This is a genomic window from Spirosoma knui (assembly GCF_054780635.1).
Map to the genome: position 1 here is coordinate 25,563 of NZ_BAAGVY010000012.1, position 16,452 is coordinate 42,014.

Below are 16,452 nucleotides of genomic sequence, written 5' to 3' on the forward strand. Positions count from 1 at the left end.
AATTTTAGAGTATGCGACGCTATGGATTACTGTCCGAGAATGCTTGTTACTGTAATTCTTCATTGTGTGTTTAGACAACGTCTAAAAGAGGCCACGCAATTCGGCTTACTTTATAGATAACGCGGATTCTGTTCGCTTTACATTTAGTAAACGAAACACCCAGTCAGCAACCACCGGTTAGGTATCGAGTAATGCCAAATATCTCCCTAGAAAGTTACCTTCTCATTAATTGTCAGCAAGTTTTACCAATTACCTGTTCTATTCAGGCCGCCGTTGATCCGTTTTATTTCCAGTCCAAGATTATACTGATTGGCTATCTTATTCAACTCTTGGCTGTCTCAGCATTACGAAGATGTGTATGCAAACGGCATTAATGATTTCTTCCATTTGCTTTAATTGACTCTTTGGGGCCTCAGTCGAGCCGGTGAGTATTGGGCAATTTGTTTGCGTTCCCGCTTACCTTTGCGCTTTCTTTAGCTTATGCGCAGAGTGTTGTTTTGGCTATTACTGGCTGGTCTGGCGTTTGGCCTGGTTATAGTGGTGTCGCTTTGGCTTGGCCCACTAACCATGCGGGGCATCCGGGATCGGGCGCACGGGCTTGGCATTCACGTTAATGGCCACGTTAACAACCGTTCGGGCAAGCCGCTTTGGGTCATCTCCAGTTCGAATAACCACCTGTACGCCTATATACTTCGCCCTGGCTACCGCAGTCCCGACAGTCTGGATGCGGACGCGGTAAAGTCTATGGACGGCTCGCCGATCAATGGAGACACAACCTGGCACAAAGTGGTTGACGGCGGAGTGGCCGACGTAATACAATTGCCGGGCGGCCTTAGTCTGAGTTGTTTACTGTGTTATACGGTTCATGAACAGGAGTTTCATCAGCTTATTTATAAGCCTGATCAAGCTTGGGGTGAATAGGTTAGATATGATGCCAGCGTAGACAAAAAGGGGAATATTTAGGTTAGGTAAGCGCCCTTTTGATTACAATTATCACAAAAACGGTTACATTAAAATCCGCTCGTGGAATGAATTACGTATATTGGGTATGCTATATACATATACTCTTGTGCGTCGACGCCGACGGATTAACTGGCTTAATTTGATTACCTGGTCTACCGTGCTACTGATTGCAGCTTTACTGGCCTGTAGCTTGATACAGCTCATTTTTTAAGCATTAGTAAAACGAGCTGGTTGACCGATTGCCTAGTGATAAGTATGTACCGCTGCCCACAATACCCCGCACATGGGGTAACTGGTGATCGAAAAGTGCGATAGACGTATCGGTTACACTGTCAATGAGTAGCTCGTAAACAACTCCGCCCCGGCCGACAGATAAATGTGATCCGCTTCGACAGTGGTCACCTGTTCGATAATCTCGGCCCCTGATCGTTTGGTCAAGGTCGTCCTGGCTCGGTATGTTGATCCTACCAGCACCTGCCAGGAAGGGTAAGCGTCACGTTTTGGTATTGAACTTCTTGGTCAAATCGGTGCCCAGTTTACGTTTGATTTGAAGCATAACGGGAAGATTGGCGAGTTTAATACGTTATGGAATTGCAGTAGGTAAGGCTTCAGAATTGGATGCTGTAAATCGATAGTCTCCAGTCCAGGTGAATGTCTCGGGCGTTTGCAATAAAGGGGTTGTAAAGCGGAATCTCAGGTGTTGCGGCTGTATCTGCACACCAGTCGGTACGTTTGGAATCTGCCACGCGTCGAGATACGTGGTGCGGCCGGTAATTGTAAAATAGGTCGAGCCACTTTTCCACGCACCTGTATCTACCCATACATCAACCCGAACGTTGTCTTCCGGATCGAGCATTGGCCAGGCGGCAGCAATCAACACGTTATTACCTGTCTCGGAAATTCTGCCACGTATGACAGGTTCCTTCCATTTGTCGGCAGCAATTCCTATACCCCGTTGCGCCCGTATCCAATACCAATTGCCCCAGTTGCGGCCGTCAAACTCGCTTACACGGTGCAGACCCTTGACAATGTATTCGTACTGGCCGAGGTTCGTTTTATAGCCACCCTGGCCGCCCTGCACACCCGGAAACTGTATGGCCCCATTTGCGTGCGTCGTTGGTCCTCTCTGCAAATACTCTCCATGCCAGAGAAAATTCACATCAAACATGAGGGAGCGAAAGACGGCACCCATCTCCAGCGATTGTGGATTCAACGGCCGCGAATCACCCTGACCAGGCGCGTTGGCCTCCTCTGTATTGGTACGGTACCAGTCGCCATAGTGAACGCCTGCGAAGTCAGCACTACGATCGTTACGACGAAGGGCGTACTTTTGACCGTTCATCCAATAGCGGTTAGCCTCCTCCGACGCGACATCCTCATACAGCCAGCTTGTCCAGAAGTCGTACTCATTATTACCATGGAAAGTCTGATCGTTCCCGTAGATCTTGACCGTCTGCCCAAACAACGTAACGGTGCTATTGTCGGTACGTAGCACCCGACGACCGTTCGAATAGATGTACTTACCAGCTGCATCCTTCTGATAGATGGTACCCGTGCCGATCGTACTTCTCCAGTAATGATCACCGGCCGCAACCCCGCCCCCGTTTGCTTTGAGCGCCTGAGCAAGTGGGCCATTAACATCGATTGGATCAGTAGTGCTATTTTTCTTCCACCAAAAATTAGGGGCATAAAGTGGGTGTTCCGTGAAATGGTACTTATCAATTTGTCTTCCTTTATCCGCATAGCCATAATACCAGGGAGCTGTGACAATTTTGGGCCCGTAGGTGTATACCTTCGAGCCCTGACAGACTTCTTGAATCCCTAAATACAGATAACCTACAAACACACGAAGCGCACTCTCTCCCATAGGATGCTCCCAATAGTGCGCAGATTCCTCATCGATCGTAACGTATTTAGGATTCTTGCCTCCACACTGCTGTTTGATCACAGCACCCATCCACCGACCCATAAGCCGGGCGGCTGCTTCGTCAGTGACTGGAATCAGCCGGTTTACGTATTGTGTAATCTGGGCTTTGCGCGGGTCTGAGTTAGGCAGGGCATTATAATTCGCCTTTAAGTAATCCGGCATCTGCCCCGGATCACCAGGCATCAGGATGAAACCCATCAGCTGCTCGGCCGGTAGCTTCAGATCAATCGCGTTCTCCTCAAGGCCGGTGTCTGTATAATTTCGCTGCGGGATGGCCACGCGAAAACCGTGACCCATAAAATCGTCGTCCCAGTCCGAACGCTGACGAAACCGAGGCCCCCAGTACAACCATTCGGTTGTGTTCAGCGAGAAGCGAGGAAAGCGCTTCCAGCTAACGACAGCCTTCGCTGTCTGTGGGCTAAAGGAATAATCGTTCCCCTCCGGGCGTAGCTTGGTTTGATACGTCTGAGCGGTTACGATCTGGCTCAGCAAAAGCAGAAAGATCAGAATACGTTTCATCTTATTTATCAGTCAGAACTGGTTCCGGTTCGTTATTAACCAGATTTCCTTCGTCATCGGTTTCGGCTGGTGTTTATGGCCAGTTTGGGCTGAATTGGCACAGTTACCAGATCGCCACTGGATTTTCACCCTCCATTGATCACGTCAGGCGCTGGCTCAACGACATCAGGAGTGGGTTTGACAGATTCTGTCGCCGACTGTTTAATTGGTCATGTCTGTCTGCTTGCGGTAGCGGATTTTATAGTTAATGTCCTCTGCAGATGAATTGCAGTCCAGAATATCCTTCTCGTCACTCGTCTTCTCCAGCCTCTACGCTTTCAGACTTGCATACATCATATCTTCTGGCAAGGAACTATCCGGCTAAATTTCGTTTGGGAAGGCAGGCCATTGCGGTGAAAGCTTGGATAGAGCGGTCGAATGAACCCGATCGCGTGCGTAGCGCCATAATTACAGAAAGGAAGCGTGTGCACCTTAAGTATCTCCCCCCTCGCCAGAATGACAGCTAAAATTAATGCTTAAGCAGGATGCGAGAACCTTACTTTTCATAGCGAATAGCGTCTAGTCAATATAGAAGCCAGCCACAGCCGTCGATACGTAGCCGGGTCTTTGATGAATTAAATAGCCAGCTTGCAAAGCAGACCAGCGATAAAGACGAGTAAGGGGTTTCCGTAAGGAGCGAGGAAGTAATAAATTCTAGAGCTTAGTAATTTTGTGAGTCTGTCTCCATCCGGATCGCTCATTGAGCACGCTAAGCACACTCGTCCAAACTTCAAGGTTTACTTAGGCCGGCGCTTAAAAGGTACAGCTTGTGCAAGATAGATTAGCTGCTTGTTACTGCCCACCGAGTAGGCATCGGAAAGGTGTAGTAGTCCTGACCCGGCACCCTATCCACCACCCGCCAGAGCTGAGCGTTCCATCTCGGTAGAGAGGTAGATAAGGGGGCCAGTCATTAGGACATCTAATTCGTAGATAGTCATCGGGGGCGCTGGCGAAGCAGCCTACGGCGAACTTTAGTCGCTTCAGCTAGCATCTTTAAATCAATACCAGACTGCCGACGAAGATTGGGATTGCGTTCATAGTGCTCAATGGCTTGTTGGAGCAACTGAGCGGCCAAAACGGGGCCATTCACAGACATTGGTTTCATTAAGCAGGCTGCAGACTTCGAGTATGTTCTTCTTTTAAGACAATAATATCATTAACTGAATTGCCCTTGTTGATCTTGATCACTAGCGCATCCAGTAGGCGTTCAGCCCAGTTGGGAATAAACTTGTCCCCTGTTTGCAGCATTACCTTCGGATAACGGTACAGGTCACGACCTAAGCCAAACTGCACCGCGCACCGCTTCATGGCATCACTAATGCCACCCTTCAGCGGCTCCACGTTGGTCCGACTGGCCGCATCGGCTTTGCTTACCCGGCGTCCATCAGGTAGTGTCACTGTGATTGTACAGATAAAGCCGTCGCCAACCTCCTCAAAGCTGTTCTCCCAGTTACTCCAGCCGAACTGCGCATCGAAACGCTCCATGACACAGCGATTGGTGATATAAGGCACAACGATTAACTTCTGACCGTCCTTAGTCTGGTTCTGCACACGCCACTCAATTTCCTCAGGACGAATAGGAGACAAAAGCATACTGAGGGTTGCGCTGGGCTTATCTGGTTCAACGGTTTGTTGGCTGTTCATTGTGCTTGTTGTTAATTGATTTCCAGATCAAATATAATCAATTTGCCTCAATTTTACAATGTTTTGAAAAGGCTTTTAATTACCATTTACAAAAATGTTTATTTACTTTCGATGTATGGAAGGAAATGAACCCAAAACCAGAGGTAGAAAGAAAAAACCTGAAACGGCCAAAAAGAAACCTCACCAGGTTTATGCGACCGATTCAGAATGGAGTGAGATTATTAGAAAAGCAGCGCAAGCAGGCAAGGAGGTATCGCCCTATATTATCGAGAAAGCGCTTAAATAAAGGCCGACTTTGCAACCGAAAAACAAAAATGCCGACAAATTACTGCTTTTCAGTAACTTATCGGCAACGTCTGTGGAGAATATCGGATTCGAACCGATGGCCTCTACAATGCCATTGTAGCGCTCTAGCCAACTGAGCTAATCCCCCATAAAAACCGCGTTATGTGGTTTCGTGGGGCAAATATGAGCAAAAATTCAACGTGTCCCAAATGCAGTCAGCATTTTTTTTCGGTAACCAGAGTTGCACAAATTGCCGCCCGGACAGAGTTTGTTTTATACGAACAAATGCGTAGCTTTGGTAATAGTCCAGACATGTATGCATACCGTCTATATCATCTATAGCCCTACTACTGACCAGTACTTTATTGGTCAGACCAAAGATTTACGAATCAGCCTGTGGCAGCACAATGCCAAAACCAATCCCTCCACTGCTAACGGAAAACCGTGGGAGGTGAAGTTCACCAAGCAGTTCGCCACCCGGAATGAAGCGCTTAGCCTGGAAATGAAATTAAAAAACAAAGACCGAATTTATTGGGAAGAGTTAATCAATAATTCTCAGTTGACAGCATAAAAAAACAAAGGCCGCTTCGAAGCGGCCTTTGTTTTTCTTCAGAATGGACGTAATGCCTTCACAAACCGCCCTTTGAAATAATCCGTGTAGAGATTGTCTTCGCGAACTCCTCTCGATGAGGAGGCATGAATAAAGCGAATATCCTGGTTTCCTTTCACTTCGGTTACAATACCGGTATGGGAAACGTACCCAGCCTGTCCTTTATCGGGCACAAAGAAAATCAGATCGCCCGGTAGAATTTCCTTTACCTCAACTTCACGACCCACCTCCGACTGTTGCCACGAGACTCTGGGCATCCGTAAGCCGACAGTGTTGAACACCGCATATACCAGGCCCGAACAGTCAATGCCCTGGGAGGTATTGCCACCAGACCGGTACGGCGTTCCTGTATATGTACGGGCGATCTTAACAACTTCGGGAACGTACTGATTTTCGTACGTCCTTGAATCGACAACTTTGCCGGTGGGTTTAGTCGGAATAGCTGGCGGACGAGCCGGTGTTCGGCCAGTGGGTGTACGACGGGCCACCGGTCGCGTAGCTGATGAGCGACGACTGACGGACGGCCCGGAAGAACGAAGAGCTTCACACGCGGTGAGCACTGAAAGCAGGCAAGCACTTAGCAGAACGGGATAAACGCCCCGGAACCAGCGTTGTTGCATACGGATGGGATTAGGGTCAAGCTCAGGCTACCGATTGATGAGATCCGTAGCCTAAGCGATAGGTGCAACCTATTAAATTTTCATAGATAACGCAATCCGTTTCCGGCTGGTATCTATTTCCAGAACCTTAACTTTTACTTTCTGGTACACTTTCACAACCGTTTTCGGATCGGAAACGTAATGATGGGCCAGTTGAGACACATGCACGAGTCCGTCCTGCTTCACACCGATGTCGACGAATGCGCCAAAGGCTGTGATGTTCGTGACTACGCCGGGCAGTACCATACCTTCGTGCAGATCCTCGACCGACTTTATACGCTCGTCGTACTCGAATACAGACAGTTGTTCGCGCGGATCGCGGCCGGGCTTTTCCAACTCAGCCAGTATGTCTCGTAACGTAGGCAGGCCTACCGTTGCTGATACGTACCGCTCCGGGCGAATCTGCTTTCGTAAGTCCGGCTTCTTGACCAGATCAATAACCGAGCTACCCGTATCAGCCGCCATCTGTTCAACAACGGCGTAGCGTTCCGGATGGACAGCACTGTTGTCGAGCGGATTTTTAGCGCCTTCGATGCGCAGAAAACCGGCGCACTGCTCAAATGCCTTGGGGCCTAACCGTGGTACTTTTTTGAGTTGCTCACGCGACGTAAACGCGCCATGTTCGGCCCGATACGTAACGATATTACCGGCTAGCTGCGGACCCAACCCAGATACGTAGCGCAGCAGATAAGCGCTAGCCGTATTGAGCGACACCCCTACCTGGTTTACACAACTTTCAACAATCGTATCCAGGCTGCTTTTCAGGTCCGTTTGATCGACATCGTGCTGATACTGTCCCACGCCAATCGACTTAGGGTCAATCTTAACCAGTTCAGCCAGTGGGTCCATGAGCCGTCGGCCAATACTCACCGCTCCACGTACCGTTACATCATGATTGGGGAATTCTTCGCGGGCCACTTCAGACGCCGAATACACCGACGCGCCCTGTTCACTCACCATAAAGATGGGCTTGCCGAGTTCCAGATTCCGAATAAACACTTCAGTCTCTCGACCTGCGGTTCCGTTACCAATCGCTATTGCGTCAATACGGTATTGGGCAACGAGTTTTTGCACGTTCTGAGCAGCCTGCTGTTTTTGGGACTCCGACTGAACAAGGTATAACACCGTATCGGCTAGCAAATTGCCCTGGGCATCCAGACATACGGCTTTGCAGCCCGTTCGATAGCCCGGATCAATAGCCAATACCCGTTGCTGACCCAGCGGGGGGCTTAACAGCAGCTGACGTAAATTATCGGCGAAAATTTGAATGGCTTCGGCATCCGCTTTGGTCTTGGACCGGTTGTCGAACTCGGTCTCCAGCGACGGTTTTAACAGGCGCTTGTACCCATCGCGAACGGCAAGCATAAGCTGCTCTCTACAGCTTCGCGACGAGTTCTTATTAATGAACTGCCGTTCGAGTCGTTCGATGGCTACTTCTTCGTCGGGGCTAATACTAACATTCAAAAATCCTTCGGCTTCTCCCCTTCGCAACGCTAACAACCGGTGCGAGGGAACACGCCGGAGCGGCTCAGCGAAATCAAAGTAATCTTTATACTTTACGCCCTCTGCTTCCTTGCCTTTTTTAACAACAGAGCGGATAATAGCCTCCTGCTCGAATAGGTTTCGAATACGCTGACGAGCATCGGCATCCTCACTGATCCGCTCGGCTACTATATCTCGAGCCCCTTGCAGCGCATCGGCTAGGGTCGGTACAGCTTCTGTAACGTAACGTTGGGCGATCCGCTCAAGGTCAGCTTCCCGCTGCATCACAATCACATTGGCCAGGGGTTCCAGTCCGCGCTCGATCGCAGCAGAGGCCCGCGTTTTCCGCTTCTGCTTATAAGGCAGATACAAATCTTCAAGATCGGTTAAGGAATCGGTGGTTTCCAGTTTACGACGCAGATCGGGTGTGAGCTTCCCCTGTTCGTCGATTGCTTTTAGAATGGCATCCCGGCGCTTATCCAGATCCTGAAGCTTCTGATACGTGTCTTTGATCGACTGAATCTCTACTTCATCCAACGGACCACGGTCTGTGGCTGCGGTTGCTTCTTTACGATAACGAGCTATAAAGGGAACGGTAGCTCCTCCGTTCAAAAGGTCAATGGCTGCGGTTACGGAGCGAACAGGCAGCCCAAGCTGGCTTGCCGTACGTTCTGGAAGCCGACGCTGTTCCGGAGATTGGGACATGTACTAAGTAAGGTAATAATGCGCAAAAATGGGCGTAGGAACCGATAGAGCAAAAAAAAACATGCCAGCTGGCATGTTTTTTACAACGGTTGTCTTCGGTATATCTTACGATTAAGCCATTTCGACGTTCACGGCGTTTAAGCCTTTCTTACCGCGCTCGACATTGAACTTAACTTTGTCGTTTTCACGGATTTGATCGATGAGACCGGAAGCATGTACAAAAATGTCTTCGCCACCGTCATCTGGTTTAATGAACCCAAACCCTTTGGTTTCATTAAAGAATTTTACTGTTCCTGTTTGCATTGTATGTTTAAATTTAAGCGAAGGACGTCACAATAAATATGATTTCCAAATATCAGACGAAAATTTCCCTCTATAACGCATAATATCCTTCTAAATAGGCCAAAACAAGCCAAATTTAGCTTTAAACAGACCGCCCCGTCCTGCACAGGACGGGGCGATAATCTAAATACAGGACCCTTATACACTACGTTGGCAGAAATTAAGCCAGATAAGGCAGATAGGGGTCCAGTTTGTCTGTATCGCGAAAAGCCGTTACCTGGTTAAGCTGGCTGTTATACGCGTCATAGCACAGCTCTACGTAGAAATCACGCAGGTTGTATAACAGAAAGATGGTATCCCCTTCATAACGGTTTGCCAGAATATCGCCAGCAAAGTAAAGCGTGTCGAGTTGCTGTTGGGCGGGTAATTGCGTAAAGTCGGCGGGTTGCATAATGGACTAGGTTGTCAAGCGAAATAAATCAAATCGAAGGGCTCAGCCAAACTCCAACCCCAACTTTATATACCAGACTAAAAACACCCCTATCGTACAACTAAAATACCCTATACGGTAATACCCTACAAGCCAGACAACTTATGTCTTTTTTGTGAATCACTCCCTCGAATTGCTTCTCAGGCAATCTTCACCTCGCGTCCGCTTCGGGCGGCCTGGTAGATAGCTTCTACTATTTTTATATCACGCAGCCCCTCTTCACCCGGTACGAGCATCGGCTTGTTCTTCATAATAGACTTCGCATCATCGTCCATTTGCATAGCCTGCTGCATGGGCATTTCGTATGGATGGTTAATAACATGGCCATTCCATTGGCCTTTTACACCGTTATAAGCTGAGTATGGCTCCACGTGCAAGGTGCCTTTGCTGCCCGTTACGTGCAGGTAGTTCATATTCATTCCATAGCTCGACTCCACCGAAGCGCGGGCTCCGCTCGGAAAAACAAGCTGCGCCATCGATGTCTCGTCCAGTCCATTTTTATAAACATCAGGACGTGACGTGTATTGCTGAGCTGTAACGGCAATGGGTTCTTCGCCGGTTGCTAATCGCGCGCCCTGCAATACGTACACGCCCATATCGTACATAACGCCCCCTCCCATTTCCTTCTTCTGTTTCCAGTGGTCGGTTCGTGCGTCGTAGTAGCCAGCGGCACAGCTCACCATCTGAATTTTCCCGAGCTGGCCGTCACGCAGCATTTTAACGTATTCCTGTGTATTGGGATCGTGATGCAGCCGGTAACCAACCGCCAGTGATCGTTTATTCTTATTGCAGGCGTCAATCATATTCTGGCACTCCTTCGCCGTTACGGCCATCGGCTTTTCTACCCAGACATGCTTACCTGCTTTGGCGGCACGAATAACGTACTCTTCGTGCATGGAAGGAGGCAACACTACATATACGACGTCAATATCCGGGTTATTGGCGATCTGATCGAACGTCTGGTACGAATAGATGTTTTTGTCAGGAATGTTATACTGCTTTTTCCACTTCTCGGCTTTAGCAGGGGTGCCCGTTACAATGCCGGCCAGGTAACAATTCTTGGTTTTTTGAAGCGCAGGGGCTAACAGGTCGGTGCTATAGTAACCGAGTCCAACCAGAGCTACCCCTAAGCGGTCTTTTGCCGGACGCGTTGCGGCTAGTAATACGTTCGGCGATAACGTAGCGGCCGCACTCGTCAGAGCGGCTGTGTGCAGGAAGGTTCTGCGAGTAGTCATAGGATTAAGGGTCTGTCGTCTAAGGACGCAAGTTTATCAAGAATAGAGATTGTTAATACAAACGAACACATACGGCCACAATCTAAGCACAAAAAAGCCTCGGTCGAACCCAGCTACTAAGACTTTTGTTGAGAATAGGCATTGTCAGTAGAGAACGGCCTATTTTTGTTGCATGTCTAAGAACGTATCGATTGGTTTAGTGCAGATGAGTTGCTCGGCCGATGTCGAGTCGAACATCCAAAAAGCGATAGCGGGTATCCGCGAAGCCGCTCAGAAAGGGGCTCAGATTGTTTGTTTGCAGGAACTGTTCACATCGCTGTACTTCTGCGATGTTGAAGATCATCATAATTTCAGCTTAGCCGAAGCCATTCCGGGACCAACTACCGAACGGCTAGGACAGGTAGCGGGCGAATTGGGCGTCGTTATTATTGCGTCGCTGTTCGAGAAACGGGCGCAGGGATTATACCATAATACAACCGCTGTTTTAGACGCGGACGGTACGTATCTGGGCAAGTACCGTAAGATGCACATTCCGGACGATCCGGGCTATTACGAAAAATTCTATTTCACCCCCGGCGATTTAGGCTATAAGGTGTTTGACACCAAATTTGCCCGGATCGGTGTGCTTATCTGCTGGGATCAATGGTATCCTGAAGCGGCCCGTATTACGTCGTTGATGGGTGCCGAGATTCTCTTCTACCCAACGGCCATTGGCTGGGATACCAACGAGCCCGACCCGAAACAAAACGAGGAGCAGTACAACGCTTGGCAGACCATACAGCGCAGTCACGCCATCGCGAACGGCGTACACGTCGTAGCGGTAAACCGAGTTGGACGCGAGGCTGATCAGCAGTTCTGGGGCGGCTCGTTCGTGGCGAATCCGTTTGGTTCCTTATTATACCTGGCTCCGCACGACCAGGAGCTGGTGCATGTGCAGGAAGTTGATCTGGGCTTATCGGAAAAATACCGGACGACCTGGCCGTATTTCCGGGATCGGCGCATCGATTCCTACCAGCCGATTACGAAGCGGTACATCGATGAATAACGTAATGTTTTAGTTGTTGATCAGCCGTTGAGATTTGCTGACTAACGATTTCTTATACCCTTTGTTCGGCAAGTAACTTGACTCGTTTCATGAAAGTAATCGTATCTGTGCTCGCAGCCGGGCTGGCGGGTTTAGGGTTTTGGTTCACCCACCAGGCTGGTCCGCCCGTTCCGGAAGGTGTACAACTACAGGAGCCGTTACCGGCACCCACCGCGCTTACTCCAACACCCCGCGCCCGGTTTATTCCCACGACACGTAAAGGATATTATAACCTTGATGTGGTCGGTGATTTTAGCCTGCCAGCCACCAAGACCGTCACTTTCTGCGGAGCTGGTCGTAACTTACACCTCCCGCAAGACCCCGGAAAGCTCTTCCGACGGGGGTTTTCGTCCGTCGAGCAAACCCGGATGATTCCCCGTGTTGAAATCTGGACCGATGGTTTTCCGCCGAACGGATGGCGCAGCAGCCTTAAGCAAAGCCAGCGGGCGCTGATTCTGTATCAGGATTATTTCGCTAACTCGTTCGGGCTCGGTTGGGCACGTAGCAGCCAATACGCGAAAGATGTGCTTTACAAGAGCGCACCCGGTGCCCGGGCCACCCGCAACACCCTTTTTCAAGCTTCTATGGAACTACAGGGTGGTTGCGTCGGCTTCGGCGACTGCCCACCGGGCGGTATGAAAAGTAGCTTCAGCAAAATATTTCTGGACATCGAAAACGAAGGAGCCAGCCGAGAAAATCAGCAGGAACAGGTTAATCTCTACACCTTCATGATGAAAACGCTGAAGGAAAATGTGAGTCCGCAAACCGAGATTGGCTCCATCGCCCCGGTGCCGCATAACAGCTACGGCTACTCGCGGGCGGAAGATTATACAGCGGCTGCGGACTGGTTGTGGAGCACACCGGCTCGACACACCGCCACCAGTCGACAACGCGGTATGCCCGATAACATTGTCGGAAAAACGTATGCGGATTACGCCGATTTTCAGATGCCCGGTACGTATTATCTATACCCAGAATTTGATTACACCGCCCGGCACACCAACGACGCTGACCGCCACTGGTTAGGGGCCCTGCTGGGTGAACAGGAAGTAAATCGAAAGCTGTCGCCCAAAAAACGGATTGCCTGGCATTGGGTATTTAATACGCAAAACAGCGAGTTTCCGAACAGTGGGAAGGCTGAGCATCCGGCTCCGCCAGCCGTTGCCGAAGGCATGGCCACCTTTTACTGGTTCACCGGAGCGTACGGTGTTCTGTTCTGGGACGACCAGCAAGATCTTACCCCCGATCAGCCCTCTCCTACTGATCCTGCGTTGAAGGGGCTCGCCAACGACCGGAACTATGCGTGTTATGAGCACTATATTCATGGACTTTGGCGGCTTTTCAAGCACCACGGCGATTTGTTCAATGGCAGGGAAACGTACCTGAACGAAAACACGGACTGTTCGTACGACGGTGGAAAAACCTGGATTAAGTATAACGCCAATCAGATCAAAACGCGTGATTTGCCTTTCGTGCGGGCCATTGTCAACGGTGATCAGATTTTGGTAGCCGCCACGAAAGCCTATGCCCAGCCGACGCAAACGACCCAGGTGATGCTACGGTATATTCAAAATGGCTACAACTTTTACACAAAGGTTTCCCTAAAAGGCGATGAGATTTATCTGGGTCGTGCCACAATGAGCCGTCGGAAATAATTTGCGGTTGGTGCTACCACAACGGGCAGCATTAATCTGATCAGCTATGAATCTTGGTATTGAAATAGGCGGCACGAAGCTGCAATTGGTAACTGACGATGAGCAGGGTAATCTTGCTCAGCGATTCCGCTTTGAGGTAGACCCAGCACAGGGCGCGGATGGTATTTTAACCCATATTTCGGACGTACTGGATGATTTGCCGGAGGCTCCTCGCGCTATTGGTGTCGGCTTCGGTGGGCCGGTCGACTGGACAAGCGGACGTATCGCGACCTCGCATCAGGTAGGCGGCTGGTCAGGCTTCGATATGACGGGCTGGCTTCAGGAACGCGTTCCCAACGTAACGGTACGGGTAGAGAACGATGCCAACGTAGCGGCCCTGGCCGAAGCCCGACACGGGGTTGCTACCGGATTTCGTCACGTATTTTACAGTACGTTAGGCAGCGGAGTCGGTGGAGGAATGGTCGTTGACAAGCAAATTTACCACGGTGCCACGCCTGGTGAAGCCGAGATCGGTCACTTGTGGCTCGTTCCGCCGAGCGAATCCTCGCCCGGTCAAACCATTGAACAAACCGTATCGGGCTGGGCGGTTGATAAACAGATTCGGGAGCTGCTTCCGCAACTACCCGACGACTCTGCCTTAAAACAGCTTATTCTGGATGCTCATGCCGCTGGAGATAGAGGCAAAGAAGCCCGATTTTTGCACCCGGCTTACGAAGCCAGTGACCCGGTAGCTCGGATGCTTATCGAGCAAATCGGTTCGGTGCTGGCATTAGGCGTATCGCACGTCGTTCACCTGTTTCATCCCGACGCGATTGTCTTGGGTGGTGGGCTTTCGTTGATTGGAGAGCCGTTGCGGGCAGCCGTTCGGCAAGCCTTACCCCGATTCGTGATGACCGCTTTTCAACCAGCTCCAATCGTCCTCTTGGCGAAACTGCGGGAAGACGCTGTACCGATCGGGGCTTTGTCGTTAGTTCGCTGAATACTGGTCTCTGTTTGAATCATACGATACGTATAGAAAATGAACACCAACTACTTCCAGGCTTATATTGATCGCCAGAAAGCGGCTTACGATGCGATTCCGCTGGACCGCGTTGAACACCTCATCTCACTCATTAAAAAGTGCTGGGAGGAAGATCGGCAGTTGTTTGCGTTTGGCAACGGCGGTAGTGCATCGAACGTATCCCACTTCATTACGGACCTCGGCAAAAGCGCATCCGACAAGATGGGCAAGCGTTTTCATTGTCTCTCCCTCAACGAAAACTTATCGTGGATTACCGCCTTGGGAAATGACTACTCGTACGAAGATGTGTACGCCCAGCAGCTTCAGAACTACGCCCGGCCCGGCGATCTGGTGCTAACACTAAGTGTAAGTGGTAATTCCCCGAACCTGGTTAAAGCGGTCGAATGGGCGAACAACCACGGCCTGACTACGATTGCGTTGGTCGGGGGTAAACGGGGAAAACTGGCGGATCTCGCCCACGAATCCATCGTTATCCAGGATGAGCATTACGGACGCGTTGAAGATGCTCAAATGACCATCTGCCACATGCTCTGCTACGGATTTATCGAAAGCTAAAAGGGAAGAGAGGGACAAGGAAGCATGTACATCTCCCTTGTCCCTCTCTTCCCTTTTTGGTTCGTTCTCCTTCAAGAATACCGGTCGTTACGCCACGGATAGGCTGTGTTTGAATAGCCGCGTTCTTCCCAGAACCCTAACTGATTTTTGGCCAGAAACTCGATACGCTTTATCCATTTCGCCCCCTTCCAGGCATACAATTGGGGTGTAATCATCCGCAATGGTCCACCATGTTCTTTGGGTAATGGCTGACCGTCGGCGGTGTGCACTAGTAAAACGTCGGGCTTGAGCGCTTCCTCCAGCGATACGTTGGTTGAGTATCCATCGTAGCCGTAACACATGATGTGGGTAGCGGTGCCTTTGGGATCGACTAAAGCCGCTAGATCCATAAAGCGGACACCCACCCAGGGCACGTCTAACCGCGACCAGGTGGTCACGCAGTGAAAATCGCTTACGTCTTCAACCTGCGGCAGTGCCATCAGGTCTTCCCACTTCAACCGTACCGGACTGTTTACTTCGCCATCAATATTGAGTTGCCACTTATCGAGAGGAATACTGGGCTGATACCCTAAATCCAGTACCGGCCACTTCGTGGTGACGGTCTGGCCAATGGGCACCGTTGGCATACCATGACGGTTCGGTGGCCCTGACCCGCGTGGTTTTTCGTCCGTCATTGATGGTGTCTGCGCCATCTTCTCCTCAAACCGGCGTTTGAGTTTCATCCGAGCCTCGACAATCTTATCTGTTTTCTCGTTGGCTTCCATACGCGCCTGTGTTTTCTCTTCTTACTGTTAGTAAACAGTAAACGGGATTCAGTAGTTTTGCTGACCCAAAAACTCAACCTCATGCGTTCTCTATTTGCCCTCCTGTTTCTTACCCTTATTTCTGTTCACGTATCCGCTCAAAGCGCCCCTACTAAGCAGGATGATATTCGTCAGCTTATGACCATGATGGGCACAACTTCGCTAATGGAACAGTCGATGAGTCGGTTTGTCGAAACGTTCAAGAAAGCGAATACCGGCCTTCCCGAGAGCTTCTGGACCAGTGTTGAGAAGGAAGCGAACTACCAGGACCTGATCAACAGGCTGATTCCTGTGTACGAGAAGCATTACACCCACGACGAAATCAAGGAACTGTTAGCTTTCTATAAATCGCCACTTGGTCAGAAATCCATCCGCGAACTTCCAGCCATCATGCAGGAATCATCCAGCATCGGTCGGGAATGGGGTGAGCAACTAGGCCGACGAATTGCCGAGCGCATTCAAGCCGAAAAAACACCCCCGAAAAACTAACCGTA

General features: G+C 50.1%; 17 protein-coding genes and 1 tRNA gene. 8 read left to right on the forward strand and 10 right to left on the reverse strand.

Annotated elements, in window-relative coordinates; genetic code table 11:
• The first annotated feature begins 480 nt into the window (after positions 1 to 480).
• Positions 481 to 921: a hypothetical protein gene (locus ACYVIY_RS21900; RefSeq protein WP_460978536.1), complete on the forward strand. Its 441-nt coding sequence runs from the start codon at positions 481 to 483 to the stop codon at positions 919 to 921.
• 625 nt (positions 922 to 1,546) lie between these two features.
• On the opposite strand, the gene ACYVIY_RS21905 is transcribed toward ACYVIY_RS21900, so the two are convergent.
• The 3 genes from ACYVIY_RS21905 to ACYVIY_RS21915 all read right to left on the reverse strand — a co-directional run bounded on the left by ACYVIY_RS21905 (position 1,547) and on the right by ACYVIY_RS21915 (position 5,092).
• Positions 1,547 to 3,409 carry a hypothetical protein gene (locus ACYVIY_RS21905; RefSeq protein WP_460978537.1) on the reverse strand — a complete coding sequence of 621 codons (1,863 nt, stop codon included), beginning with the start codon at positions 3,407 to 3,409 and terminating at the stop codon, positions 1,547 to 1,549.
• 973 nt (positions 3,410 to 4,382) lie between these two features.
• A complete protein-coding gene (locus tag ACYVIY_RS21910; RefSeq protein WP_460978538.1) occupies positions 4,383 to 4,553 on the reverse strand; it encodes a hypothetical protein in 171 nt (56 codons plus the stop codon).
• On the reverse strand, positions 4,553 to 5,092 hold the full coding sequence (locus ACYVIY_RS21915) for a Rad52/Rad22 family DNA repair protein (RefSeq protein WP_460978539.1): 540 nt from the start codon (positions 5,090 to 5,092) through the stop codon (positions 4,553 to 4,555). Before ACYVIY_RS21915 ends, ACYVIY_RS21910 begins: the two co-directional genes overlap by 1 nt.
• Before the next feature lie 115 nt (positions 5,093 to 5,207).
• On the opposite strand from ACYVIY_RS21915, the gene ACYVIY_RS21920 reads away from it, so the two are divergent.
• Entirely contained in the window at positions 5,208 to 5,378 is a 171-nt protein-coding gene (locus tag ACYVIY_RS21920) for a hypothetical protein (protein ID WP_460978540.1), read from the forward strand.
• A 73-nt stretch (positions 5,379 to 5,451) separates the two neighbouring features.
• On the opposite strand, the gene ACYVIY_RS21925 is transcribed toward ACYVIY_RS21920, so the two are convergent.
• A tRNA-Ala gene (locus ACYVIY_RS21925) sits at positions 5,452 to 5,525 on the reverse strand.
• Positions 5,526 to 5,693: 168 nt separating this feature from the next.
• Here ACYVIY_RS21925 and ACYVIY_RS21930 point away from each other — a divergent pair.
• Positions 5,694 to 5,948, forward strand: a complete 255-nt coding sequence (locus ACYVIY_RS21930) for a GIY-YIG nuclease family protein (RefSeq protein WP_460978541.1) — start codon at positions 5,694 to 5,696, stop codon at positions 5,946 to 5,948.
• Between the two features lie 38 nt (positions 5,949 to 5,986).
• Here the strand turns inward: ACYVIY_RS21930 and ACYVIY_RS21935 are convergent, their stop codons facing one another.
• The 5 genes from ACYVIY_RS21935 to ACYVIY_RS21955 all read right to left on the reverse strand — a co-directional run bounded on the left by ACYVIY_RS21935 (position 5,987) and on the right by ACYVIY_RS21955 (position 10,840).
• On the reverse strand, positions 5,987 to 6,607 hold the full coding sequence (locus ACYVIY_RS21935; RefSeq protein ID WP_460978542.1) for a C40 family peptidase: 621 nt from the start codon (positions 6,605 to 6,607) through the stop codon (positions 5,987 to 5,989).
• Between the two features lie 72 nt (positions 6,608 to 6,679).
• Positions 6,680 to 8,833, reverse strand: coding sequence for a Tex family protein (locus tag ACYVIY_RS21940; RefSeq protein ID WP_460978543.1), 2,154 nt, complete (start codon positions 8,831 to 8,833; stop codon positions 6,680 to 6,682).
• Positions 8,834 to 8,944: 111 nt separating this feature from the next.
• The gene (locus tag ACYVIY_RS21945) at positions 8,945 to 9,136 is read right to left on the reverse strand and encodes a cold-shock protein (protein WP_012925283.1); all 192 of its coding nucleotides are present in this window, start codon (positions 9,134 to 9,136) and stop codon (positions 8,945 to 8,947) included.
• 199 nt (positions 9,137 to 9,335) lie between these two features.
• Positions 9,336 to 9,566 (reverse strand): hypothetical protein, encoded by a 231-nt coding sequence (locus ACYVIY_RS21950; RefSeq protein ID WP_460978544.1) that lies wholly within the window; start codon positions 9,564 to 9,566, stop codon positions 9,336 to 9,338.
• Positions 9,567 to 9,745: 179 nt separating this feature from the next.
• On the reverse strand, positions 9,746 to 10,840 hold the full coding sequence (locus ACYVIY_RS21955; protein ID WP_460978545.1) for a Gfo/Idh/MocA family protein: 1,095 nt from the start codon (positions 10,838 to 10,840) through the stop codon (positions 9,746 to 9,748).
• Between the two features lie 172 nt (positions 10,841 to 11,012).
• On the opposite strand from ACYVIY_RS21955, the gene ACYVIY_RS21960 reads away from it, so the two are divergent.
• The 4 genes from ACYVIY_RS21960 (at position 11,013) to ACYVIY_RS21975 (ending at position 15,155) form a co-directional block, all read left to right on the forward strand.
• The gene (locus tag ACYVIY_RS21960) at positions 11,013 to 11,885 is read left to right on the forward strand and encodes a carbon-nitrogen hydrolase (protein ID WP_460978546.1); all 873 of its coding nucleotides are present in this window, start codon (positions 11,013 to 11,015) and stop codon (positions 11,883 to 11,885) included.
• A gap of 89 nt (positions 11,886 to 11,974) precedes the next feature.
• A complete protein-coding gene (locus ACYVIY_RS21965; RefSeq protein ID WP_460978547.1) occupies positions 11,975 to 13,579 on the forward strand; it encodes a hypothetical protein in 1,605 nt (534 codons plus the stop codon).
• 46 nt (positions 13,580 to 13,625) lie between these two features.
• Entirely contained in the window at positions 13,626 to 14,558 is a 933-nt protein-coding gene (locus tag ACYVIY_RS21970) for an ROK family protein (RefSeq protein ID WP_460978548.1), read from the forward strand.
• 39 nt (positions 14,559 to 14,597) lie between these two features.
• Positions 14,598 to 15,155, forward strand: coding sequence for a D-sedoheptulose-7-phosphate isomerase (locus ACYVIY_RS21975; protein ID WP_460978549.1), 558 nt, complete (start codon positions 14,598 to 14,600; stop codon positions 15,153 to 15,155).
• A gap of 71 nt (positions 15,156 to 15,226) precedes the next feature.
• On the opposite strand, the gene ACYVIY_RS21980 is transcribed toward ACYVIY_RS21975, so the two are convergent.
• Positions 15,227 to 15,919, reverse strand: coding sequence for a sulfite oxidase-like oxidoreductase (locus ACYVIY_RS21980; RefSeq protein WP_460978550.1), 693 nt, complete (start codon positions 15,917 to 15,919; stop codon positions 15,227 to 15,229).
• A gap of 81 nt (positions 15,920 to 16,000) precedes the next feature.
• Between ACYVIY_RS21980 and ACYVIY_RS21985 the strand changes: the two genes are divergently transcribed.
• The gene (locus ACYVIY_RS21985) at positions 16,001 to 16,447 is read left to right on the forward strand and encodes a DUF2059 domain-containing protein (protein ID WP_460978551.1); all 447 of its coding nucleotides are present in this window, start codon (positions 16,001 to 16,003) and stop codon (positions 16,445 to 16,447) included.
• The last annotated feature ends 5 nt before the right edge of the window (positions 16,448 to 16,452 follow it).